Raw genomic sequence first — 23,638 nt, 5'->3', positions numbered from 1 at the left:
ACGGCCGCCGCCCAGCACCGCACGACCCGAAGCCGCCCTTCTTCCGACCAGGATCCGGAGCCCGTGGCATGACCGTCTGCCTGCTCCTGCTGAGCGTTGTCGCCGTGACGGCCGCCGTGCCCATTCCGCGCGCGCTGACCCGGGCGGAGTGGCCCGAACGGGAACCCGTGGTCGCCCTGTGGGTGTGGCAGTGCCTGGTCGCCACCGTCCTGCTGTGCTGCCTGGCGGCGCTCGCCCTGGGCGCCGCCGCCGTCTTCGGCACCGTCCGCGCCCAGCTCTTCGCCCCGGCCCCGCCGGCGGTGACCGCGGCGTACGACCTCTCCTCGGCGCCGGCCTGGGCGACCGCGCTCACCGTACTGCTGGCCTGCGGCGCCGCCTGGACGACGGCGATGCTCGCCCGTGAGCTCGTCGAGGCCCGCCGCCGCCGCGCCCAGGCCCGTGCGCACCTGCGGGAACGCGCGCCCGACCTCCCCGCCGGCCTGCCCGCCGCCCGCGGTCCTCTGCTGGTCCTGGAGGACGAGTACCCCGACGCCTGGTGGATGCCGGGGAGCCCGCCCCAGCTGATCGTCACCACCGGCGCCCTGCACCGCCTCACCGACCACCAGGTCGACGCCGTCCTCACCCACGAACGCGGCCACGCCCGCGCCCGCCACGACTGGCTGCTGCACCTCTCCACGGCCCTGGCCACCGGCTTCCCCCGCATCCCCCTCTTCGCCCACTTCTGCGACCAGACGCACCGCCTGGTCGAACTGGCCGCCGACGACACGGCCTCCCGCCGCTGCGGCCACCTCACCACCGCGCTGGCCCTGATCGAGCTCAACCAGCACCGCGGCGTGCTGTCCTGCGCCTCCAGCCACCGGCTGCTGGGCGAACGGGTGGACCGCCTCCTGGAACCGCCGCCCCGACTGGGCCGCCGTCACCGCGCCCTGACGACGACGGTGGCAGCACTGGTCCCCCTGGTACCGCTGCTGATCGTGTTCGCACCGGGTCTTACGGCGCTGTCGTAGCTGCGGCAGCGGCGGGAGGCGGGGGCGACGGCAACCAAGCGCACCCGACCGCGGGAAGCCCGGCGGGAAGCCCATCCGGCATCCCGCGGGGCGGCGCCACGGCACGCCGCCGGCACAGCCCTACATCCACTCCTCCGGCTCCGGCTCGCCCCAGTCCTCCTCCGGAGCCACATCGCTCGACGGCGCGGCATCACCCGACCGCGCGGCATCGCTCGACAGGCCGGCATCACCCGACGGCGCGGCGCCTTCGCCGGGCGGTCCGCCCAAGGACGCCAGCACCGCGAGCACGCCCTCCCCATACGTCACCAGCTTCTTCTCCCCCACCCCGCTGACGCCCCCCAGCTGCCCCACCGAAGTGGGCCACACCGTGACGATCTCCCGGAGCGTCGCATCGTGAAAGATGACGTACGCCGGAACGCCCTGCTCACGGGCCTGCTCGGCGCGCCAGGCACGCAACGCCTCGAACGCGGGGAGCAGTTCCTCGGGCAGCTCGGCCGCGGCGGCCTTGGGCTTGCCCCGTCCCGAGCCCGCCGATCCGGACGAGCCCGAGGACGCCGCCCGCGAGGTCACCGGCTTCTTCGGCTCCTTGCGCAGCGGCACCTCCCGCTCCCGCCGCAGCACCGCCCCGCTGGCCTCGGTCAGCACCAGCGTGCCGTACTCCCCCTCGACCGCGAGGAGCCCCTGGGCGAGCAACTGCCGGATGACGCCCCGCCATTCGCCCTCGGTCAGCTCTTCACCGATGCCGAACACGGACAGCTGGTCGTGGTCGAACTGGATCACCTTGGCCGTGCGCTTGCCCAGCAGGATGTCGACGATCTGCACCGCGCCGAACTTCTGGCCCCGTTCCCGTTGCAGCCGCACCACCGTCGACAGCACCTTCTGCGCCGCGACCGTGCCGTCCCAGGTCTCCGGCGGGGTCAGGCACGTGTCGCAGTTGCCGCAGCCCGCCGGGTCGGGGTCCTGACCGAAGTAGGCGAGCAGCTGGCCCCGGCGGCACTGGGCGGTCTCGCACAGCGCGAGCATCGCGTCCAGGTGGGCCTGGGCCCGCCGCCGGAAAGCCTCGTCGCCCTCGCCCGACTGGATCAGCTTGCGCTGCTGTATGACGTCGTTGAGCCCGTAGGCCATCCAGGCTGTGGACGGCAGTCCGTCGCGGCCGGCCCGCCCGGTCTCCTGGTAATAGCCCTCGACGGACTTGGGCAGGTCGAGGTGGGCGACGAACCTGACGTCCGGCTTGTCGATGCCCATCCCGAAGGCGATGGTCGCCACGACCACCAGCCCGTCCTCCCGCAGGAAGCGGGACTGGTGCGCCGCGCGCGTGCCGGCGTCGAGGCCCGCGTGGTACGGCACCGCCTCGATGCCGTTGCGGGTCAGGAACTCGGCCGTCTTCTCGACGGAGTTGCGCGAGAGGCAGTACACGATGCCCGCGTCGCCCGCGTGCTCCTCGCGCAGGAAGCTCAGCAGCTGCTTCTTCGGGTCCGCCTTCGGCACGATCCGGTACTGGATGTTGGGCCGGTCGAAGCTCGCCACGAAGTGCCGGGCCGCCGGCATGTTCAGCCGCTCGGTGATCTCCCGGTGCGTGGCGTGCGTGGCCGTCGCCGTGAGCGCGATCCGCGGCACGTCCGGCCAGCGCTCGCCGAGCAGTGACAGCGCCAGGTAGTCGGGCCGGAAGTCGTGCCCCCACTGGGAGACGCAGTGCGCCTCGTCGATCGCGAAGACGGCGATCTTCCCTCGGGAGAGCAGGTCGAGCGTGCTCTCCAGCCGCAGCCGCTCCGGTGCCAGATACAGCAGGTCCAGCTCCCCGGCCAGGAACTCGGCCTCGACGATCCGCCGCTCGTCGAAGTCCTGCGTGGAGTTCATGAACCCGGCGCGCACACCGAGCGCCCGCAGTGCGTCCACCTGGTCCTGCATCAGCGCGATGAGCGGGGAGACGACGATCCCCGTGCCCGGTCTGACCAGGGACGGGATCTGGTAGCACAGCGACTTGCCGGCCCCCGTCGGCATGAGCACGACGGCGTCCCCGCCGGCCACCACGTGCTCGACGACGGCTTCCTGCTCACCGCGGAAGACCTCGTATCCGAACACCCGACGCAGCGTGGCCAACGCCTCGCTCTCGGTCACTTCCATCTCGGCGATACCGCCCGTCCCACCCATCGTCGCGTCCCCCGTACGTCGTCCCTCGACCACTGCGTCCACGATAGGGGGCGGCGCTGACAGCCTCCGGAGTTATCCACAGGCTCACCCCCCACTCGTGGGTAATCGGTCGATAACATGGCGCGACGGACAGCACGGCCCGTGGGGAGCGCATGAGCGGCGTACGCCAAGCCCTGGAGTTCGACTGGCCTCTTCCGCCCGACGGTGGCTGGAAGGCCGATGATCTGGACCGCCTCCCGAACCTGCCCCCGCATACGCAGTTGATCGACGCGACCCTTGTCTTCCCATGTCGCCAGTCGGTCTTCCACGAACGCGCCTTGAGCTTCTTCGGCCGGCAACTCGATTCCAGCGCGCCCTCGGGGCACGAGGTCCTCTGCCGGTTCACCATCGACATCGACCAGCAGAACAGGCCGGAACCGGATGTGATCGTCGTGCGGGAGAAAGCCGTGGTAAGCCTCGATCAGACCCGGCTCCCCGCGGCAGCCGTCGTTCTGGCCGTCGAAATCGTGATGCCGGACTCCGTCTCCCGGGACCGTGAGACCAAGCCCCTCAAGTACGCCCGCGCCAAGATTCCCCACTACTGGCGGGTCGAGGACGAAAACGGCCGCGCCGCGGTGCACGCCTTCGAGTTGGAGCCCACGACGGGCACGTACACCAGTGTGGGGATCTTCCGCGAGCGGATGAAGCTGGAGGTCCCCTTCCCGGTCGACCTGGGTCTCACCGAAGTCAAGGCGCGTCTGCAGGACTGACACCACTCCGTCCGAATGCCGAGCGGCCCGGCCCCCACCAAAGGGATACCGGGCCGCCCCGCACGAGCAAGCGCGGCGTCAGCGCACGAACACCCCCGCCTGCCCCGCCAGATCCAGGAAGTACTGCGGCGCCACACCCAGCACCAGCGTGACCGCCACCCCGACCCCGATCGCGGTCATGGTCAGCGCAGACGGCACCGCCACCGTCGGCCCTTCCGGCCGCGGCTCACTGAAGAACATCAGCACGATCACACGGATGTAGAAGAACGCCGCGATCGCCGACGAGATCACACCGATCACGACCAGCGGGGCCGCCCCGCCCTCCGCCGCCGCCTTGAACACGGCGAACTTCCCGGCGAAGCCGGAGGTCAGCGGAATGCCCGCGAAGGCCAGCAGGAACACCGCGAACACGGCCGCCACCAGCGGCGACCGGCGGCCGAGCCCCGCCCACTTGGACAGGTGCGTGGCCTCGCCGCCCGCGTCCCGCACCAGCGTGACCACGGCGAACGCGCCGATCGTCACGAACGAGTACGCGGCCAGGTAGAAGAGCACCGACGACACACCGTCCGGCGTGGTCGCGATGACACCCGCGAGGATGAAGCCCGCGTGCGCGATCGACGAGTACGCCAGCAGCCGCTTGATGTCGGTCTGCGTGATCGCGACGATCGCACCGCCCAGCATGGTGACGATCGCGACGCCCCACATGACCGGCCGCCAGTCCCAGCGCAGGCCGGGCAGGACCACGTACAGGACCCGCAGCAGCGCGCCGAAGGCCGCCACCTTCGTCGCCGCCGCCATGAACCCGGTCACCGGCGTCGGCGCGCCCTGGTACACGTCCGGCGTCCACATGTGGAACGGCACCGCGCCCACCTTGAACAGCAGGCCCATCACGAGCAGCCCGGCGCCGACGAGCAGCAGCGCGTCGTTGCCCATGGTGTCCGCCAGCGCCGGGGTCACGTTCGTGACCGTCCCGTCGACGACCTGCGCGATCGTCGCGTACGACATCGAGCCCGCGTAGCCGTACAGCAGCGCGATGCCGAACAGGGTGAACGCGGAGGCGAACGCGCCGAGCAGGAAGTACTTGACCGCGGCCTCCTGCGACATCAGCCGCTTGCGGCGGGCCAGCGCGCACAGCAGGTACAGCGGGAGCGAGAAGACCTCCAGCGCCACGAACAGCGTCAGCAGGTCGTTGGCCGCCGGGAAGATCAGCATGCCGGCGACGGCGAAGAGCAGCAGCGGGAACACCTCGGTGGTGGTGAACCCGGCCTTCACGGCCGCCTTCTCGCTCTCGCTGCCCGGCACGGACGCGGCCTGCGCGGCGAAGGAGTCGACCCGGTTGCCGTGCACCACCGGGTCCAGCCGCCGCTCGGCGAAGGTGAACAGGCCGACCAGGCCGGCCAGCAGGATCGTGCCCTGCAGGAAGAGCGCCGGCCCGTCGACGGCGATCGCACCCATCGCAGCGATGCGCGCCTTGGTCGTGCCGTATCCGTCCGCCGCGAGCGCCACGACCGCGGCGAAGGCGGCGGAGAGGGCGACGACGGACACGAACATCTGGACGTGGTAACGGAACTTGCGCGGCACGAGCGCCTCGACCAGCACCCCGATGATCGCCGCGCCGACGACGATCAGGGTGGGCGACATCTGCCCGTACTCGAACTTCGGCGCGTCGATCTTCGAGATCGGATCGGCCGCGGTTGTCCACAGGCTGTGGACGGCTGATGCGCTCACTTGGCCGCCTCCACCTCGGGCTGGGGGTCCTTCTTCTGTACGTCGGACATGGTCTGCTTGACCGCCGGATTGACGATGTCCGTGACGGGCTTCGGGTAGACGCCCAGGAAGATCAGCAGTACGACCAGCGGGGCGACGACCACGAGTTCACGCACCCGCAGGTCGGGCATGGCGGCCACCTCGGGCTTCACCGGGCCCGTCATCGTCCTCTGGTAGAGGACGAGGGTGTAGAGCGCGGCGAGCACGATGCCGAAGGTGGCGATGATGCCGATCACCGGGTACCGCGTGAACGTGCCGACCAGGACCAGGAACTCACTCACGAACGGCGCCAGCCCCGGCAGGGACAACGTCGCCAGGCCGCCGATCAGGAACGTGCCGGCGAGCACCGGCGCGACCTTCTGCACACCGCCGTAGTCGGCGATGAGCCGCGAGCCGCGCCGCGAGATCAGGAAGCCGGCCACCAGCATCAGCGCGGCGGTCGAGATGCCGTGGTTGACCATGTAGAGCGTCGCCCCGGACTGGCCCTGGCTGGTCATCGCGAAGATGCCCATGATGATGAAGCCGAAGTGCGAGATCGACGCGTACGCGATCAGCCGCTTGATGTCGCGCTGGCCGACGGCCAGCAGCGCCCCGTAGATGATGCTGATGAGGGCGAGGACGAGGATGGCGGGCGTCGCCCACTTGCTCGCCTCCGGGAACAGCTGGAGGCAGAAGCGGAGCATCGCGAAGGTGCCCACCTTGTCGACGACCGCCGTGATCAACACCGCGACCGGGGCGGTGGCCTCCCCCATCGCGTTCGGCAGCCAGGTGTGCAGCGGCCACAGCGGTGCCTTCACCGCGAAGGCGAAGAAGAAGCCGAGGAACAGCCAGCGCTCGGTGCTGGTCGCCATGTCCAGCGAGCCGTTGGCCCGCGCCTCGGCGATCTCGGTCAGCGAGAAGTTCCCGGCGACCACGTACAGGCCGATCACCGCGGCCAGCATGATCAGGCCGCCGGCCAGGTTGTAGAGGAGGAACTTCACCGCCGCGTACGACCGTTGCGTCGACGCCACCTTCTCGCCGTGCTCGTGGGCACGGTCCCCGAAGCCGCCGATGAGGAAGTACATCGGGATCAGCATGGCTTCGAAGAAGATGTAGAAGAGGAAGACGTCGGTGGCCTCGAAGGAGAGGATCACCATCGCCTCGACGGCCAGGATCAGGGCGAAGAAGCCCTGCGTCGGCCGCCACCGCCTGCTGCCGGTCTCCAGCGGGTCGGCGTCGTGCCAGCCCGCGAGGATGATGAACGGGATCAGTACGGCCGTGAGCGCGATGAGCGCCACCGCGATGCCGTCCACGCCCAGCTCGTACCGCACCCCGAAGTCCGCGATCCAGGCGTGGGATTCGGTGAGCTGGTAGCGGTCGCCGCCCGGGTCGAAGCGCACCAGGACGGTGATCGCGAGCGCGAGCGTGGCGAGCGAGAAGAGCAGCGCCAGCCACTTGGCCGCCGTGCGCTTGGCGGCCGGTACGGCGGCCGTGGCGATCGCCCCGATGGCCGGGAGCGCCGCCGTCGCTGTCAGCAGAGGAAAGGACATCGGTATCAGACCGCCCTCATCAGCAGGGTCGCGGCGACGATGAGCGCCGCGCCGCCGAACATCGAGACCGCGTAGGAGCGGGCGAAGCCGTTCTGCAGCCTGCGCATCCGCCCGGAGAGGCCGCCGACCGAGGCCGCCGTGCCGTTGACGACGCCGTCGACCAGGGTGTGGTCGACGTACACCAGGGAGCGTGTGAGGTGCTCGCCGCCGCGTACCAGGACGATGTGGTTGAAGTCGTCCTGGAGCAGGTCGCGGCGGGCGGCCCGGGTGAGCAGCGACCCGCGCGGGGCGACGGCCGGGACCGGGCGGCGCCCGTACTGCGCCCATGCGAGGGCGACGCCGAGGACCATCACGGCCACCGTGGCGAGCGTGACCGTCAGGGCGCTCATCGGCGCATGGCCGTGGTCGTGACCGGTGATCGGCTCCAGCCAGTGCAGGAAGCGGTCGCCGATGCTGAAGAACGCGCCTCCCGCCACCGACCCGACGGCCAGCAGGATCATCGGGATCGTCATGACCTTCGGCGACTCGTGCGGGTGCGGCTCGCCCGTCGCGGTAGCGACATGATCGGACGCAGCCTCGCCGCGCGTCTCGGCGGCGGGCTCCACGCTCGGCTCCGCCGGGGACGGCGTCGGGGCGTGGCGCCAGCGTTCCTCGCCGAAGAACGTCATGAGCATCACGCGCGTCATGTAGTACGCCGTGATGGCCGCGCCCAGGAGAGCACAGCCGCCGAGGATCCAGCCCTCGGTGCCGCCCTTGGCGAACGCCGCCTCGATGATCTTGTCCTTGGAGAAGAAGCCGGACAGGCCCGGGAAGCCGATGATGGCGAGGTAGCCGAGGCCGAAGGTGACGAACGTGATCGGCATGTACTTGCGCAGGCCGCCGTAGCGGCGCATGTCGACCTCGTCGTTCATGCCGTGCATGACCGAACCGGCGCCGAGGAACAGCCCGGCCTTGAAGAAGCCGTGCGTCACCAGGTGCATGATCGCGAAGACGTAGCCGATGGGGCCGAGACCCGCGGCCAGCACCATGTAGCCGATCTGCGACATGGTCGAGCCGGCCAGCGCCTTCTTGATGTCGTCCTTCGCGCAACCGACGATCGCACCGAACAGGAGCGTGACCGCGCCGACGATGGTGACGACCAGTTGTGCGTCGGGCGCGCCGTTGAAGATGGCACCGGAGCGGACGATCAGGTACACGCCCGCCGTCACCATGGTCGCCGCGTGGATCAGGGCCGAGACCGGGGTCGGGCCCTCCATCGCGTCCCCGAGCCAGGACTGCAGCGGCACCTGGGCCGACTTGCCGCAGGCCGCGAGCAGCAGCATCAGGGCGATCGCGGTGAGCTTGTCCTCACCGGCCGCACCGGCGAGGCCCGCCTCCCCGTGGGTGCCGAGCACCGGCTCGAAGGCGAAGGTCCCGAACCACAGGAACATCAGCATGATCGCGATCGACAGGCCCATGTCGCCGACGCGGTTGACCAGGAACGCCTTCTTCGCCGCCGTGGCGGCGCTGGGCTTGTGCTGCCAGAAGCCGATCAGCAGGTAGGAGGCGAGACCGACGCCCTCCCAGCCGACGTACAGCAGCAGGTAGTTGTCGGCGAGGACGAGCAGCAGCATCGCCGCGAGGAACAGGTTCAGGTAGCCGAAGAAGCGGCGGCGCCGCTCGTCGTGCTCCATGTACCCGACCGAGTACAGGTGGATCAGCGAGCCGACGCCCGTGATCAGCAGCACGAACGTCATCGACAGCTGGTCGAGCTGGAAGGCGACGTCCGCCTGGAAGCCCTCGACCGGCACCCAGCTGAACAGGTGCTGCGTCAGGGTCCGGTGGTCGGCGTCCTGGCCCAGCATGTCGGTGAACAGGACGATGCCGAGCACGAAGGACACGCCGGCCAGCACCGTGCCGATCCAGTGGCCGACGGCGTCCAGTCTGCGGCCGCCGCACAGCAGGACCGCCGCTCCGAGCAGGGGCGCCGCCACCAGCAGCGCAATCAGGTTCTCTGCGTTAGTCACGGTTCAGCGACCCCTCACAGCTTCATCAGGCTGGCGTCGTCGACCGAGGCCGAGTGGCGGGAACGGAACAGGGACACGATGATCGCGAGCCCGACCACGACCTCCGCGGCGGCGACGACCATCGTGAAGAACGCGATGATCTGGCCGTCGAGGTTGCCGTGCATCCGGGAGAAGGCGACGAACGCGAGGTTGCAGGCGTTGAGCATGAGCTCGACGCACATGAACACGACGATCGCGTTGCGCCTGATCAGTACGCCGGTGGCGCCGATCGTGAACAACAGGGCCGCGAGATACAGGTAGTTGACCGGGTTCACTTCGACGCCTCCTCGGTCCGCTTGAAGGTCGCCGGCCCGATCGCCTTGCGCTCCAGGCGCTCCTCGGCCCGCTGCTCCAGGGCACGCAGGTCGTTGAGCGCCTCCTGCGACACGTCACGGATCTGGCCGCGTTCGCGCAGTGTCTTGCTGACGGTGAGCTCGGACGGGGTGCCGTCGGGCAGCAGGCCCGCGATGTCGACCGCGTTGTGCCGGGCGTACACCCCGGGCGCGGGCAGCGGCGGGATGTACGTGCCCTCACGGATGCGCTGTTCGGCCAGCTCGCGCTGCGTCTTGGCGCGCTCGGTGCGCTCCCGGTGGGTGAGCACCATGGCGCCGACGGCGGCCGTGATGAGCAGGGCGCCGGTGATCTCGAACGCGAAGACGTACCTGGTGAACAGCAGGGTCGCGATGCCCTCCACGTTGCCGCCCGCGTTCGCCTGACCGATGCCGCTGAACTCCTTGAGGGAGGCGTTGCCGATGCCCGCGATCAGCAGGATGCCGAAGCCGAGCCCGCACAGCAGGGCCAGCCAGCGCTGCCCCTTGATGGTCTCCTTCAGGGAGTCCGCCGCGGTGACGCCGACGAGCATCACCACGAACAGGAACAGCATCATGATCGCGCCGGTGTAGACGACGATCTGGACGACGCCCAGGAAGTAGGCGCCGTTGGCGAGGTAGAACACCGCTAGGATGATCATGGTCCCGGCGAGGCAGAGCGCGCTGTGTACGGCCTTCTTCATGAAGACGGTGCACAGGGCGCCGATCACAGCGATCGTGCCGAGGGTCCAGAACTGGACGGCCTCTCCGGTGGAGGTGGAGTAGGCGGCGAGCTGGGTGGTCATCGGCCGATCACCTTCTCCGACGCCGGTTCGGTCCCTCCGAAGGTCGAGTCGGCCTCCTGGACGACCTCGCCCTTGGAGTGGGCGACCTGGCGGACCGTGCCGGGCGCGGCCTCGGTCACCAGGCCCCGGTAGTAGTCCTGTTCGTCCGTGCCCGGGTACATGGCGTGCGGCGGCTCGACCATGCCCTCCTCCAGGCCGGCGAGCAGCTGCTCCTTGGTGTAGATGAGGTTCGCGCGGCTGGAGTCGGCCAGTTCGAACTCGTTGGTCATCGTCAGCGCGCGCGTGGGGCACGCCTCGATGCACAGGCCGCACAGGATGCAGCGGGCGTAGTTGATCTGGTAGACGCGGCCGTACCGCTCGCCCGGCGAGTAGCGCTCCTCTTCGGTGTTGTCCGCGCCCTCCACGTAGATGGCGTCGGCGGGGCAGGCCCAGGCGCACAGCTCGCAGCCGACGCATTTCTCCAGGCCGTCCGGATGGCGGTTGAGCTGGTGCCGTCCGTGGAAGCGCGGAGCCGTGGTCTTCTGCTGCTCCGGGTACTGCTCGGTGAGCCGCTTCTTGAACATGGCCTTGAAGGTCACGCCGAAGCCGGCCACGGGGTTCTGGAAGCCAGGCTTCGTCTGCCCGGCCTCCTGGGGCTCCTCAGCCATCGGACGCCTCCTTTCCATCCGTAGATCCACCCAGAGATCCGTCACTCTGAGTATCGGGCCCACCACTGACAATCAGCTCCCGCTCACGACGCGAGCGGCGCCTCGGCACGGGCGGCAACTCCTGTCCGGGCAGCGGCGGCACGGGGAATCCGCCCGCCATCGGGTCGAAGGCGGCCGGCTTCTCGGCGGGCTGCTCGGCCTGCTTCGCCTTCTCGCGGAACATGTCGACGACGAAGGAGAGCACCAGCAGGGCCAGGACGCCGCCGCCGATGTAGAGGGCGATGTCGGCGAAGCCGTAGTTCTCGTTCCTGAGGGCCCGCACGGTGGCGACGAGCATCAGCCACACCAGGGAGACCGGGATGAGGACCTTCCAGCCGAGCTTCATCAGCTGGTCGTAACGGACACGCGGGAGCGTGCCGCGCAGCCAGACGAAGCAGAACAGCAGCAGCTGGACCTTGACGGTGAACCAGAGCATCGGCCACCAGCCGTGGTTCGCTCCCTCCCAGAAGGTGCTGACCGGCCACGGGGCCCGCCAGCCGCCGAGGAAGAGGGTGGTGGCGACGGCCGAGACCGTGACCATGTTGACGTACTCGGCGAGCATGAACATCGCGAACTTGATCGACGAGTACTCGGTGTTGAAGCCGCCGACCAGGTCGCCCTCGGACTCCGGCATGTCGAAGGGGGCGCGGTTGGTCTCGCCGACCATCGTGACGATGTAGATCACGAAGGACAGCGGCAGCAGGAGGATGTACCAGCGGTCGGTCTGCTGCTCGACGATCGTCGACGTCGACATCGAGCCCGAGTAGAGGAACACGGAGGCGAAGGCGGCACCCATGGCGATCTCGTACGAGATCATCTGCGCGCAGGACCGCAGGCCGCCGAGCAGCGGGTACGTCGATCCGGAGCTCCAGCCCGCCAGCACGATGCCGTAGATGCCGACCGAGGCGACCGCGAGGAGGTAGAGCACCGCGATCGGCAGGTCGGTGAGCTGCATCGTGGTGCGCTGGCCGAAGATCGAGACCTCGTTGCCGGCCGGTCCGAACGGGATCACCGCGATCGCCATGAAGGCCGGGATGGCCGCGACGATCGGCGCGAGGACGTACACCGCCTTGTCCGCGCGCTTGACGATGACGTCTTCCTTGAGCATCAGCTTGATGCCGTCGGCGAGCGACTGGAGCATGCCCCAGGGGCCGTGCCGGTTGGGGCCGATGCGCAGCTGCATCCAGGCGACGACCTTGCGCTCCATGACGATGGAGATCAGCACGGTCACCATCAGGAAGGCGAAGCAGAACACCGCCTTGATGACGACCAGCCACCAGGGGTCGCGGCCGAACATCGAGAGGTCTTCAGCGGCGAGGTACGGGCTCATGCCTCCACCTCCTTGGGGGCCTCGCCGGCGAGCGCCGCCGGGCCGATACGGACGAGGGCGCCGGGCAGCGCCCCGGTGTCGGAGGCGACGCCCCCGCCGGTGGAGTTCAGCGGGAGCCACACCACGCGGTCCGGCATCTCGCTGATCCGCAGCGGGAACGCGACGGTCCCCGCGGGGCCGGTGACGGCCAGCAGCTCGCCGTCCTTGACGCCCGCCTCGGCGGCCGTGGCGGCCGACACGCGCGCGTGGGCGGCGTGCCGGGTGCCGGCGAGCGCTTCGTCGCCCGCCTGGAGGAGACCCTGGTCGAGCAGCAGCCGGTGCCCGGCGAGGACGGCCTCCCCGGCGGCCGGCCGGGGCAGCGCCGCCGCGGTCTCCAGCGGCTCGGTGGCCCGCGGCCCGTCCCAGGCGCCGAGCCGGTCCAGCTCCGCGCGCGTGGTGCGCAGGTCCGGCAGGCCCAGGTGGACGTCCATGGCGTCGGCCAGCATCTGCAGCACGCGGCCGTCGGTGGGCGACACACGGCGGGTCATGTGGTCGGGCTTGAGGGCGGCCTCGAAGAAGCGGACCCGGCCTTCCCAGTTGAGGAAGGTGCCGGCCTTCTCGGCGACCGCGGCGACAGGGAGGACGACGTCGGCCTTCTCGGTGACCTCGCTGGGGCGCAGCTCCAGCGACACCAGGAAGCCCACCTCGTCGAGTGCCTCACGCGCGCGTGCCGGGTCGGGCAGGTCGGCGATCTCCACACCCGCCACGAGCAGCGCCTGGAGTTCTCCGGTGGCGGCGGCCTCGACGATCTGGCCGGTGTCACGGCCGTATCGGTGCGGGAGTTCGGCGACGCCCCAGACGGCCGCGACCTCGTCCCGCGCGCGCGGGTCGGTCGCCGGGCGGCCGCCCGGCAGCAGCGACGGCAGGGCGCCCGCCTCGACCGCGCCGCGCTCCCCGGCCCGGCGCGGGATCCACGCCAGCCGGGCGCCGGTCGCCGAGGCGAACCGTGCGGCGGCGGTGAGACCGCCTGCCACGGCGGCCAGCCGCTCGCCGACGACGATCACCGCGCCCTCGGTGCGCAGCGCCTCGGCGGCCCTGGCTCCGTCGCCCTCCAGGCCGACGCCGCTCGCGAGCGCGTCCAGCCATTCGGTCTCGGTGCCGGGCGCCGCCGGCAGCAGCGTGCCGCCGGCCTTCTGCAGGCCGCGCGTGGCGTGCGTGGCCAGGGCGAACACCTGCTGCCCGTGCTTGCGCCAGGCCTTGCGCAGCCGCAGGAAGACGCCGGGCGCCTCCTCCTCGGCCTCGAACCCGACCAGCAGGACGGCGGGCGCCTTCTCCAGGGCGGTGTACGTGACGCCCGTACCGTCGAGGTCACGGCCGCGGCCCGCGACCTGGGCGGCGAGGAAGTCGGCCTCCTCGCTGCTGTGCACGCGCGTGCGGAAGTCGATGTCGTTGGTGCTGAGCGCCACGCGCGCGAACTTGCTGTACGCGTAGGCGTCCTCGATGGTGAGGCGGCCGCCGGTCAGGACACCGGTGCGGCCCCGGCAGGCCAGCAGCCCCTGGGCCGCGATCTGCAACGCCTCCGGCCAGGACGCGGGTTCGAGCTCGCCCTCGGCGTTGCGCACGAGCGGGGTGCCGAGCCGGTCCCGCAGCTGCGCGTACCGGAACGCGAACCGCCCCTTGTCGCAGATCCACTCCTCGTTGACCTCCGGGTCGTAGCCCGCCAGACGCCGCATGACCTTGCCGCGCCGGTGGTCGGTACGCGTGGCGCAGCCGCCCGAGCAGTGCTCGCAGATGGACGGGGACGACACGAGGTCGAAGGGGCGGGAGCGGAATCGGTACGCCGCCGAGGTGAGCGCGCCGACCGGGCAGATCTGGATGGTGTTGCCGGAGAAGTACGACTCGAACGGGTCGCCCTCGCCGGTGCCGACCTGCTGGAGCGCGCCCCGCTCGACCAGCTCGATCATCGGGTCGCCCGCGATCTGGTTGGAGAACCGGGTGCAGCGGGCGCACAGCACGCACCGCTCCCGGTCCAGCAGCACCTGCGTGGAGATCGGGACGGGCTTCTCGTACGTGCGCTTGCGGCCCTCGAAGCGGGACTCGGCGTTGCCATGCGACATCGCCTGGTTCTGCAACGGGCACTCGCCGCCCTTGTCGCAGACCGGGCAGTCCAGCGGGTGGTTGATGAGCAGCAGCTCCATCACACCCTTCTGGGCCTTCTCGGCGACCGGCGAGGTGAGGTGGGTCTTCACCACCATCCCGTCGGTGCAGGTGATGGTGCAGGACGCCATGGGCTTGCGCTGGCCCTCGACCTCGACGATGCACTGGCGGCAGGCGCCGGCCGGGTCGAGGAGGGGGTGGTCGCAGAACCGGGGGATCTCGATGCCGAGCTGTTCGGCGGCCCGGATGACCAGGGTGCCCTTGGGCACGCTGATCTCGATGCCGTCGATCGTCAGCGTCACGACGTCCTCCGGCGGAACCGCCGCCTGCCCCCCACCCGAGGGAGCGCTGGTGGTCACGGTCATGCGTTCACCTCCGTGCGGTCGGCCCAGGCCGTCGACTTGGCCGGGTCGAAGGGGCAGCCCCGGCCCGTGATGTGCTGCTCGTACTCCTCGCGGAAGTACTTCAGCGAGGAGAAGATCGGCGAGGCGGCGCCGTCGCCGAGGGCGCAGAACGACTTGCCGTTGATGTTGTCGGCGATGTCGTTCAGCTTGTCGAGGTCGGACATCACGCCCTTGCCGGCCTCGATGTCGCGCAGCAGCTGCACGAGCCAGTACGTGCCCTCGCGGCAGGGCGTGCACTTGCCGCAGGACTCGTGGGCGTAGAACTCGGTCCAGCGGGTCACGGCGCGGACGACACAGGTCGTCTCGTCGAAGCACTGGAGGGCTTTCGTGCCGAGCATGGAACCCGCGGCGCCCACTCCTTCGTAATCAAGAGGGACGTCGAGATGCTCGTCGGTGAACATCGGGGTCGAGGAGCCGCCCGGCGTCCAGAACTTGAGGCGATGCCCGGGGCGCATGCCGCCGCTCATGTCGAGGAGCTGACGGAGTGTGATCCCGAGCGGAGCCTCGTACTGGCCGGGGCTGGCGACGTGGCCGGACAGGGAGTAGAGCGTGAAGCCGGGAGACTTCTCGCTTCCCATCGACCGGAACCATTCCTTGCCCCGGTTCATGATCGCGGGAACCGACGCGATCGACTCGACGTTGTTCACCACAGTCGGGCACGCGTAGAGGCCCGCGACAGCAGGGAAGGGGGGACGAAGCCGCGGTTGACCCCGGCGGCCTTCGAGCGAGTCGAGCAGTGCGGTCTCCTCACCGCAGATGTACGCGCCCGCGCCCGCGTGCACGGTGAGTTCCAGATCGAGTCCGCTGCCCAGGATGTTCTTGCCGAGGAAGCCCGCCGCATAGGCCTCACGCACGGCCGAGTGCAACCGCCGCAACACAGGGACGACTTCACCACGCAGATAGATGAAGGCATGCGACGACCTGATGGCATAACACGCGATGACGATGCCCTCGATGAGGCTGTGCGGGTTCGCGAAGAGGAGCGGGATGTCCTTGCACGTCCCGGGCTCCGACTCGTCGGCGTTGACAACTAGATAGTGAGGCTTGCCGTCTCCCTGGGGAATGAACTGCCACTTCATTCCGGTCGGGAAGCCGGCGCCGCCGCGCCCTCGCAACCCGGACTCCTTGACGTACGCGATCACGTCGTCCGGGGACATGGCGAGCGCCTTGCGGAGTCCCTCGTACCCCTCGTGCCTTCGGTAGACGTCCAGCGTCCAGGACCCGTCCTCGTCCCAGAAGGCCGACAGCACGGGTGCGAGCAGCTTCTCGGGGCTCGTGTCCTTCAGTTCGGGTGCCAAGGTCATCACTCCCCCTCCTCGGCGGTAGGCCCGGCCGGGTGCGCGGGATCGGATGCCGATGTCTGCTGCGGTGCGTCGTGCGAGCTCAGATGCTCCGACGGTGACGGTTCGTGCGGCGGCTCGTCCTGGGCGGTCTCTCCGCGCGGGTGCACCACGCGTGCGGGAGCGGCCTCCCCCTTGGCCAGCTTCAGACCCACCAGGGAAGCGGGTCCCGCGCTTCCCCCCGCCTCGACGGCGCCCTCGCGCTCGTCGGGGAAGCCCGCCAGGATCCGGGCGGTTTCCTTGAAGGTGCACAGGGGTGCCCCGCGCGTGGGCGTGACCGGCCGTCCCGCGCGCAGGTCGTCGACGAGCCGCTTGGCGCTCGCCGGGGTCTGGTTGTCGAAGAACTCCCAGTTGACCATCACGACCGGGGCGTAGTCGCAGGCCGCGTTGCACTCGATGTGCTCCAGGGTGACCTTGCCGTCGCCGGTGGTCTCGCCGTTGCCGACGCCGAGGTGCTCCTGGAGCTCCTCGAAGATCGCGTCACCGCCCATCACCGCGCACAGCGTGTTGGTGCAGACCCCGACCTGGTAGTCACCGCTCGGCTTGCGGCGGTACATCGTGTAGAAGGTCGCGACCGCGGTGACCTCGGCCGTGGTCAGGCCGAGCATGTCCGCGCAGAACTGCATCCCGGTGCGCGTGACGTGTCCCTCCTCCGCCTGCACGAGGTGCAGCAGCGGCAGGAGGGCGGACCGGGAGTCCGGGTAGCGGGCGATGATCTCGCGCGCGTCCGTCTCCAGACGGGCTCGGACGTCGTCCGGGTAGGCGGGCGCGGGTGGTTGGGGCATGCCCAGGCTGACGCCCCGCTCGGAGGAAGAGGTGGTCACCGGTCGACGCCTCCCATCACGGGGTCGATGGACGCGACGGCGACGATGACGTCGGCGACCTGGCCGCCCTCGCACATCGCCGCCATCGCCTGCAGGTTGGTGAAGGACGGGTCGCGGAAGTGGACCCGGTAGGGGCGGGTGCCGCCGTCGGAGACGACGTGCACCCCGAGCTCGCCCTTGGGCGACTCGACCGCCGCGTACGCCTGTCCCGGGGGGACGCGGAAGCCCTCGGTGACCAGCTTGAAGTGGTGGATCAGGGCCTCCATGGAGGTGCCCATGATCTTCTTGATGTGGTCGAGGGAGTTGCCGAGCCCGTCCGGTCCCAGGGCGAGCTGGGCGGGCCAGGCGATCTTCTTGTCGGCGACCATGATCGGGCCGGGCTGGAGCCGGTCCAGGCACTGCTCGACGATCCTGAGCGACTGGCGCATCTCCTCCAGGCGGATGAGGAAGCGGCCGTAGGCGTCGCAGGTGTCGGCGGTCGGGATGTCGAAGTCGTACGTCTCGTAGCCGCAGTACGGCTGTGCCTTGCGCAGGTCGTGCGGCAGGCCGGTGGAGCGCAGGATCGGGCCGGTGGCGCCCAGGGCCATGCAGCCGGCCAGGTCGAGGTAGCCGATGTCCTGCATGCGGGCCTTGAAGATGGGGTTCCCGGTGGCGAGCTTGTCGTACTCCGGGAGGTTCCTCTTCATCTTCTTCACGAACTCGCGGATCTGGTCCACCGCGCCGGGCGGCAGGTCCTGGGCGAGTCCGCCGGGGCGGATGTACGCGTGGTTCATCCTGAGGCCCGTGATCAGTTCGTAGATGTCGAGAATGAGTTCACGATCACGGAACCCGTAGATCATGATCGTGGTGGCGCCGAGCTCCATGCCACCGGTGGCGATGGCGACCAGGTGGGAGGACATCCGGTTGAGCTCCATCAGGAGCACGCGGATGATCGAGGCCCGGTCCGGGATCTGGTCCTCGATGCCGAGGAGCTTCTCGACCGCGAGGCAGTACGCCGTCTCGTTGAAGAACGGCGTCAGGTAGTCCATGCGCGTCACGAACGTGGTGCCCTGGGTCCACGTCCGGTACTCGAGGTTCTTCTCGATGCCGGTGTGGAGGTAGCCGATGCCGCAGCGGGCCTCGGTGACCGTCTCGCCCTCGATCTCCAGGATCAGGCGGAGCACGCCGTGCGTGGACGGGTGCTGCGGGCCCATGTTGACGATCAGGCGCTCGTCGTCGGCGCGGGTCGCGGACTGGACGACCTCGTCCCAGTCGCCGCCGGTGACCGTGTAGACGGTGCCCTCGGTGGTCTCGCGCGCCGCGGCGGCCGCGGCGGCGGCGTCGGATGCGTGCGACGTGCTCATGAGTACGACCTCCGCTGGTCCGGAGCCGGGATCTGGGCGCCCTTGTACTCGACGGGGATACCGCCGAGGGGGTAGTCCTTGCGCTGCGGGTGGCCCTGCCAGTCGTCCGGCATCATGATCCGCGTCAGGGCCGGGTGACCGTCGAAGACGATGCCGAAGAAGTCGTACGTCTCGCGCTCGTGCCAGTCGTTCGTCGGGTAGACGGAGACCAGCGACGGGATGTGCGGGTCGCTGTCGGGACAGCTGACTTCCAGGCGGATCAGCCGGTTGTGGGTGATCGAGCGCAGGTGGTAGACGGCGTGCAGCTCGCGACCCTTGTCGTTCGGGTAGTGGACGCCGCTGACGCCGGTGCACAGCTCGAAGCGCAGGGCCGGGTCGTCGCGCAGGGTGCGGGCGACGCGGAGCAGGTGCTCGCGCTCGATGTGGAAGGTGAGCTCGTCTCGGTCGACGACCGTCTTCTCGATGGCGTTCTCGGGGAGGAGGCCCTGTTCCTCCAGCGCGCCCTCGAGCTCGTCGGCGACCTCGTCGAACCAGCCGCCGTACGGCCTGCTCGCCGGTCCCGGGAGCCGGACCGAGCGGACCAGGCCGCCGTAGCCGGAGGTGTCGCCGCCGTTGTCGGCGCCGAACATGCCGCGCTGGACGCGGATCTCCTCGCCGCCCTGGCCGCGCTGGCCGGGGAGGTTGGAGGCCGACAGGTCCTTCTCGGGGTTCACCCCGTCCGACCCGTTCACGCCGTTGGTGCCGTTCGCGTCGCTCACCGCAGCAGCCCCTTCATCTCGATCGTGGGCAGGGCCTTGAGCGCCGCCTCCTCCGCCTCGCGGGCCGCTTCCTCGGCGTTCACGCCGAGCTTGGAGCTCTGGATCTTCTGGTGGAGCTTGAGGATGGCGTCCATCAGCATCTCGGGCCGTGGCGGGCAGCCCGGGAGGTAGATGTCGACCGGCACGATGTGGTCGACGCCCTGGACGATGGCGTAGTTGTTGAACATGCCGCCCGAGGAGGCGCAGACCCCCATGGAGATCACCCACTTGGGGTTCGGCATCTGGTCGTAGACCTGCCGCAGCACCGGCGCCATCTTCTGGCTGACCCGGCCGGCGACGATCATCAGGTCGGCCTGACGCGGCGAGCCGCGGAAGACCTCCATGCCGAAGCGCGCCAGGTCGTAGCGGCCCGCGCCGGTGGTCATCATCTCGATGGCGCAGCAGGCGAGGCCGAACGTGGCGGGGAAGACCGACGACTTGCGCACCCAGCCCGCGGCCTGCTCGACGGTGGTCAGCAGGAAGCCGCTCGGCAGCTTTTCTTCGAGTCCCATGACTTAAAGGCCCCTCAGTCCCATTCCAGGCCGCCGCGCCGCCACACGTACGCGTACGCGACGAAGACGGTGAGCACGAAGAGCAGCATCTCCACGAGCCCGAAGATCCCCAGAGCGTCGAAGGTGACGGCCCAGGGGTAGAGGAAGACGATCTCGATATCGAAGATGATGAAGAGCATCGCCGTCAGGTAGTACTTGATCGGGAAGCGCCCGCCGCCGGCCGGCGTGGGGGTCGGCTCGATACCGCACTCGTAAGCCTCGAGCTTGGCGCGGTTGTACCGCTTCGGACCGATCAGCGTGGCCATCACCACGGAGAAGATCGCAAAGCCTGCCCCGAGGGCTCCCAGTACGAGGATGGGCGCATACGCGTTCACCGCTCCTCGCTCCTCTCAGTCGGCACTGACTGCTGGCGGTTTGCGTCGAGCTCACATCCGCCCCATCAGTCCCGCGAAACCCCGCCCGTCCCGGCGAAGATCGGGAACATGTGAAGCAGGTCACAAGCCCAACCGCGTGCATCTTATGCCCGTCGCTCTGTGATCTGCGACACGGGGTATTGCACAAGCTTTGTGATCTCTACCACCTGACGATCGATCATGAAGTCGGATGAGCGCCGACCCTCATACGCGAAGCGTCCACGCGATCACCAAAGGTGACATTTCGGCTCGTCAGGGCAGGCCGAAAGGGCCGTCTCCATATCAAGAGAGTTCCCTTGCATGCAAATTGGCGCTGGACTTGATCTCTTGATAGATGCCGCGTTCACACATCAGAGGGGGTGCCGCGCGGGGTGTGGACGCGTGCACGTTTTCACGATCTTCGCGAGGCCGTGATCCGGCCGTGATCTTGCGCGCGGGACGCGGGTGCTCGGGTGACCGTTCCGTGACCTCCGCCACACTCATGAGAGGTGCCCGAGGAGGGGGCTTGGCCAACCGCCCCAACCAGTGGTAAGCGCGGGGCAATTCGGGCAAAATGATCAAAGGGCGAGATCACAGGCCGGTTACACGGCGTCCGCAATGTCCGTTACGGCGTCAATAAAGAACGACACACCCGGCGTTCGTGGCTTCGATTGAGTAAATGTGGCGCAGCACACGTTTCTTGAAGATATGAAGGAGCCCCTGGTACCGGTTGTTCCCATGTCCCACACCGCTCACATACGCAGCCACCGGAAGCCCCGCCGCAGCGCGTCGAAAGTCGCGATGCGTGCCGGAGTTGCCGGTGGCGTCCTCAGCACCCTGGCAGTGGCCGGGGCGTCGGGTTCGGCGAACGCCGCCGAGCCCGTGACGCAGACCCTGGAGCTGCCCACCCTGACGGCCGACCTGTCCGCCCAGGTCGCCGAGTCCGCGACCGCCACGGAGCTGGCGGCCGCGAACTACCAGCTGCAGGCCGAGCGTGACGCGGCCGCCGCCAAGGCCGCCAAGGAGGCCAAGGCGGACCTCGCCGAGGCCAAGAAGAAGGCCGAGGCCAAGAAGAAGGCCGCGGAGGCCGCCCGCAAGGCCGCCGCCGAGCGTGCCGCGCGCAACGCCGAGCGGCCCACCCTGACCGCGTCGGCGAGCGTCGACGTCTCCACGAACACGTCCACGGCGACGGGCTCGGCCGCCGCGGTGGTCTCCTTCCTGAAGGCACAGGTGGGCAAGGCCTACGTCCTGGGCGCCACCGGTCCCTCCGCCTACGACTGCTCCGGCCTGGTGGGTGCCGCCTTCAAGCAGGTGGGCATCAGCCTGCCGCGCGTCTCGCAGGACCAGTCGACCGCCGGCACGCCGGTGTCGCTGAGCAACCTGCAGCCGGGCGACATCCTGTACTGGGGCAGCGCGGGCAGCGCGTACCACGTGGCGGTCTACGTCGGCGACGGCATGTTCATCGGCGCGCAGAACCCCTCCACGGGCGTCGCCGAGAAGCCGCTGTCGTACGACCCGCCGACCGGTGCGGTGCGGGTGCTCTGAGCACACCGCCGTAGCACCGTACGGAGTGAAGGGCCGCAGCCGCTCGGGGGCAGCGGCCCTTCCGGCGCACGCCCGGACGGTGACCGTGCACGTCCGGGCGCATCGGGGGCACTTCGGGCGATACCGGCTCAGCCCAGGTCGAAGGTGTTGGGCAGACCGAGCCGGTAGCGCAGTTCGTCGACGCGTTTGAGGGGCTCCATCTCGGGCGGCCGGAACAGCTCCTGGATCCGGCATCGTTCGGCGTTTGAATCGTCCGCGTCGAGCAGGGCGTTGACGGCGAGTCGTGCGGACTCGTTGGCGCCCTCCATCGTCGCCAGGTCCACGTCCGTGCGGACGTAGTCGCCCGCGAGGAAGAAGTTGGGCACCTTGGTGCGGGCGGACGGGCGGTTGTAGAGGGTGCCCGTGGGGTGGATGAGGAGCTGTTCGCGGTTCTGCGGGTCGGGGCCGCCCAGGCCCGTCACCGCCGGGTCCATGAACCAGCCGAGGCGGTCCTCGTCGCGCAGGGTCGTCTTGCCGGCGTCGTTGAGCCCGTCCTTCAGCTGGGCCCAGAGTTCGGCGACGACCTCCTCCTTCGTGCATTCCTTGGCCGTCTTGCCGTACAGGATGCCGGGCTTGTCCCACTCCGAGATGATCGCGGAGAGGCAGTCGCGGGCCCGGCCGTCCCCGTAGTCGCGTGGGAAGTCCCGTCCGTCCCAGAACTGGGCCTGGCCGATGGCGGTGACCGACCACGGTGAGTCGAGGCAGTTGATGTGGCCGTGCACGACCGGGGTGGGCGTGCGCAGGTAGAACATCACGCCGGTCATCCAGTCCGTCTGCAGCGCGTCGCACCGCGCGAGCTGCGGGTCGGCGGCGCGCAGCGCCCGGCCCCAGGTCAGGCGGGCGTGTTCGACGGGCAGGGCGCAGACGTAGTGGTCGGCGGTGACGACGCGTTGCCGGCCGCCGTCGCGGGCGGACACCCGTACGCCGGTCACGCGGCCGCCGTCGTACAGGATCTCGTGGACCTGCGTGCCGAGGACGAACTCGACGCCCAGGGAGCGCAGGTACGACTCCCAGGGGTCGATCCACGCCTCGCTGGTGGGGGCGTTCAGCACCCGGTCGATGTCGGCGTCCGGCCCGTCCATCCCCCGCCCCAGCAGGCCCCACAGCAGCAGGGCCTCGACGATGACGCGGCCGACGGTCCTGGTGGAGGCCACCTCGGCGCGGGTGGCCACGAGGTTGCGGGTCTGTCCGATGCCGAGGACGGTCTGGTACTCCTCGCTCATCTCCCCGGCGCGGATGAAGTCCCACCACGCCGTCTTCTCCCACTGGTCCTCGCGGCGGGCCTCGCAGCTGGTGAGGTGGACGAGGACGCGGCCCGCGAAGTAGGCGGCCTCGTGGGCGGGCAGGCGGGTGCCGAGGTCGAGGACGGACAGGATCTGGTCGCGGATCCAGGACGGGGTGAGGTCGCCGGGCCGGGGCGGGGTGGTGACCTTCCGCAGGGGGAAGTGCAGGTCCGGCCGGCCGGAACCGCGCGCGAACAACGCCTCGGTGCCGGCGCGGAGGTTGCCGCGGACGCCGTCGGCGTTGCCGGGGAAGGGGATGCGGCGCATCGTGTCCGGCAGGTTCCGGTAGAAGCCGGGGAAGAAGCGGAAGCCGTGCTCGGCGGGGAGCGGCCTGCGCCCGCCCGCGCCCGTGCCGGGGACGTCCATGGAGCGGGCCTTGCCGCCGAGGGCGTCGTAGTACTCGTAGACGGTGACGGCGTAGCCGCGCTCGGCGAGTTCGTGGGCCGCGCCGAGGCCGGAGACGCCGCCGCCGAGGACGGCGACGCGCTTGCCCCGCGGCGCCGCGGAGGCGACGCCGGGCCTTGAGGCGAGAGCGCCGGCCGCTCCCCCGGTGGCGAGGGCGGTGGTGGCGAGGAAGCGTCTACGGGTGGGGCCGGAGTGCTCCTGAGACGGCTGCGCATGCTGTTCTGTTGTCATGAACACCGG

At 69.8% G+C, this 23,638-nt stretch carries 19 protein-coding genes; 3 read left to right on the top strand and 16 right to left on the bottom strand.

Going from position 1 to position 23,638, the window contains the following annotated elements:
• The first annotated feature begins 68 nt into the window (after positions 1-68).
• The gene (locus ACYVMZ_RS25700; RefSeq protein WP_461083544.1) at positions 69-1,007 is read left to right on the top strand and encodes a M56 family metallopeptidase; all 939 of its coding nucleotides are present in this window, start codon (positions 69-71) and stop codon (positions 1,005-1,007) included.
• Between the two features lie 120 nt (positions 1,008-1,127).
• On the opposite strand, the gene recQ is transcribed toward ACYVMZ_RS25700, so the two are convergent.
• On the bottom strand, positions 1,128-3,158 hold the full coding sequence (gene recQ / locus ACYVMZ_RS25695) for a DNA helicase RecQ (protein ID WP_461083621.1): 2,031 nt from the start codon (positions 3,156-3,158) through the stop codon (positions 1,128-1,130).
• Between the two features lie 152 nt (positions 3,159-3,310).
• Between recQ and ACYVMZ_RS25690 the strand changes: the two genes are divergently transcribed.
• Positions 3,311-3,907 carry a Uma2 family endonuclease gene (locus ACYVMZ_RS25690; protein ID WP_461083542.1) on the top strand — a complete coding sequence of 199 codons (597 nt, stop codon included), beginning with the start codon at positions 3,311-3,313 and terminating at the stop codon, positions 3,905-3,907.
• A gap of 78 nt (positions 3,908-3,985) precedes the next feature.
• Here ACYVMZ_RS25690 and nuoN read toward each other — a convergent pair whose 3' ends face one another.
• Genes nuoN through ACYVMZ_RS25620 form a run of 14 tightly spaced genes read right to left on the bottom strand, consistent with a single transcriptional unit; the run spans position 3,986 to position 20,108 of the window.
• Complete coding sequence (nuoN, locus tag ACYVMZ_RS25685) at positions 3,986-5,635, bottom strand: NADH-quinone oxidoreductase subunit NuoN (protein ID WP_461083540.1); 1,650 nt, start codon at positions 5,633-5,635, stop codon at positions 3,986-3,988.
• Positions 5,632-7,203, bottom strand: a complete 1,572-nt coding sequence (locus tag ACYVMZ_RS25680) for an NADH-quinone oxidoreductase subunit M (RefSeq protein ID WP_461083538.1) — start codon at positions 7,201-7,203, stop codon at positions 5,632-5,634. Before ACYVMZ_RS25680 ends, nuoN begins: the two co-directional genes overlap by 4 nt.
• A 5-nt stretch (positions 7,204-7,208) precedes the next feature.
• A complete protein-coding gene (gene nuoL, locus ACYVMZ_RS25675; protein WP_461083536.1) occupies positions 7,209-9,209 on the bottom strand; it encodes an NADH-quinone oxidoreductase subunit L in 2,001 nt (666 codons plus the stop codon).
• A gap of 14 nt (positions 9,210-9,223) precedes the next feature.
• A complete protein-coding gene (nuoK, locus tag ACYVMZ_RS25670) occupies positions 9,224-9,523 on the bottom strand; it encodes an NADH-quinone oxidoreductase subunit NuoK (protein ID WP_004927567.1) in 300 nt (99 codons plus the stop codon).
• Positions 9,520-10,362 (bottom strand): NADH-quinone oxidoreductase subunit J, encoded by an 843-nt coding sequence (locus ACYVMZ_RS25665; protein WP_461083533.1) that lies wholly within the window; start codon positions 10,360-10,362, stop codon positions 9,520-9,522. Before ACYVMZ_RS25665 ends, nuoK begins: the two co-directional genes overlap by 4 nt.
• Positions 10,359-11,009, bottom strand: a complete 651-nt coding sequence (gene nuoI, locus ACYVMZ_RS25660) for an NADH-quinone oxidoreductase subunit NuoI (protein ID WP_461083531.1) — start codon at positions 11,007-11,009, stop codon at positions 10,359-10,361. Before nuoI ends, ACYVMZ_RS25665 begins: the two co-directional genes overlap by 4 nt.
• Positions 11,002-12,378 carry an NADH-quinone oxidoreductase subunit NuoH gene (gene nuoH / locus ACYVMZ_RS25655; protein ID WP_461083529.1) on the bottom strand — a complete coding sequence of 459 codons (1,377 nt, stop codon included), beginning with the start codon at positions 12,376-12,378 and terminating at the stop codon, positions 11,002-11,004. The genes nuoI and nuoH overlap by 8 nt, the downstream gene beginning before the upstream one ends.
• Positions 12,375-14,879 carry an NADH-quinone oxidoreductase subunit G gene (locus ACYVMZ_RS25650; protein WP_461083527.1) on the bottom strand — a complete coding sequence of 835 codons (2,505 nt, stop codon included), beginning with the start codon at positions 14,877-14,879 and terminating at the stop codon, positions 12,375-12,377. Before ACYVMZ_RS25650 ends, nuoH begins: the two co-directional genes overlap by 4 nt.
• Positions 14,876-16,222 (bottom strand): NADH-quinone oxidoreductase subunit NuoF, encoded by a 1,347-nt coding sequence (gene nuoF / locus ACYVMZ_RS25645; RefSeq protein WP_461083525.1) that lies wholly within the window; start codon positions 16,220-16,222, stop codon positions 14,876-14,878. The genes ACYVMZ_RS25650 and nuoF overlap by 4 nt, the downstream gene beginning before the upstream one ends.
• Positions 16,222-17,082, bottom strand: coding sequence for an NADH-quinone oxidoreductase subunit NuoE (nuoE, locus tag ACYVMZ_RS25640; protein ID WP_461083523.1), 861 nt, complete (start codon positions 17,080-17,082; stop codon positions 16,222-16,224). Before nuoE ends, nuoF begins: the two co-directional genes overlap by 1 nt.
• A complete protein-coding gene (locus tag ACYVMZ_RS25635; protein WP_461083521.1) occupies positions 17,079-18,425 on the bottom strand; it encodes an NADH-quinone oxidoreductase subunit D in 1,347 nt (448 codons plus the stop codon). The genes nuoE and ACYVMZ_RS25635 overlap by 4 nt, the downstream gene beginning before the upstream one ends.
• Complete coding sequence (locus ACYVMZ_RS25630) at positions 18,422-19,183, bottom strand: NADH-quinone oxidoreductase subunit C (protein ID WP_461083519.1); 762 nt, start codon at positions 19,181-19,183, stop codon at positions 18,422-18,424. Before ACYVMZ_RS25630 ends, ACYVMZ_RS25635 begins: the two co-directional genes overlap by 4 nt.
• Entirely contained in the window at positions 19,180-19,734 is a 555-nt protein-coding gene (locus ACYVMZ_RS25625) for a NuoB/complex I 20 kDa subunit family protein (RefSeq protein ID WP_018528252.1), read from the bottom strand. Before ACYVMZ_RS25625 ends, ACYVMZ_RS25630 begins: the two co-directional genes overlap by 4 nt.
• A 14-nt stretch (positions 19,735-19,748) precedes the next feature.
• Positions 19,749-20,108, bottom strand: a complete 360-nt coding sequence (locus ACYVMZ_RS25620) for an NADH-quinone oxidoreductase subunit A (protein ID WP_003974383.1) — start codon at positions 20,106-20,108, stop codon at positions 19,749-19,751.
• A 756-nt stretch (positions 20,109-20,864) separates the two neighbouring features.
• On the opposite strand from ACYVMZ_RS25620, the gene ACYVMZ_RS25615 reads away from it, so the two are divergent.
• Positions 20,865-21,671, top strand: a complete 807-nt coding sequence (locus ACYVMZ_RS25615) for a C40 family peptidase (RefSeq protein WP_461083517.1) — start codon at positions 20,865-20,867, stop codon at positions 21,669-21,671.
• Positions 21,672-21,799: 128 nt separating this feature from the next.
• On the opposite strand, the gene ACYVMZ_RS25610 is transcribed toward ACYVMZ_RS25615, so the two are convergent.
• Positions 21,800-23,629, bottom strand: a complete 1,830-nt coding sequence (locus ACYVMZ_RS25610) for a hydroxysqualene dehydroxylase (RefSeq protein ID WP_461083515.1) — start codon at positions 23,627-23,629, stop codon at positions 21,800-21,802.
• Between the last annotated feature and the right edge of the window lie 9 nt (positions 23,630-23,638).

Source organism: Streptomyces deserti (assembly GCF_054782695.1).
This window is presented reverse-complemented; position numbering and strand designations above follow the sequence as displayed.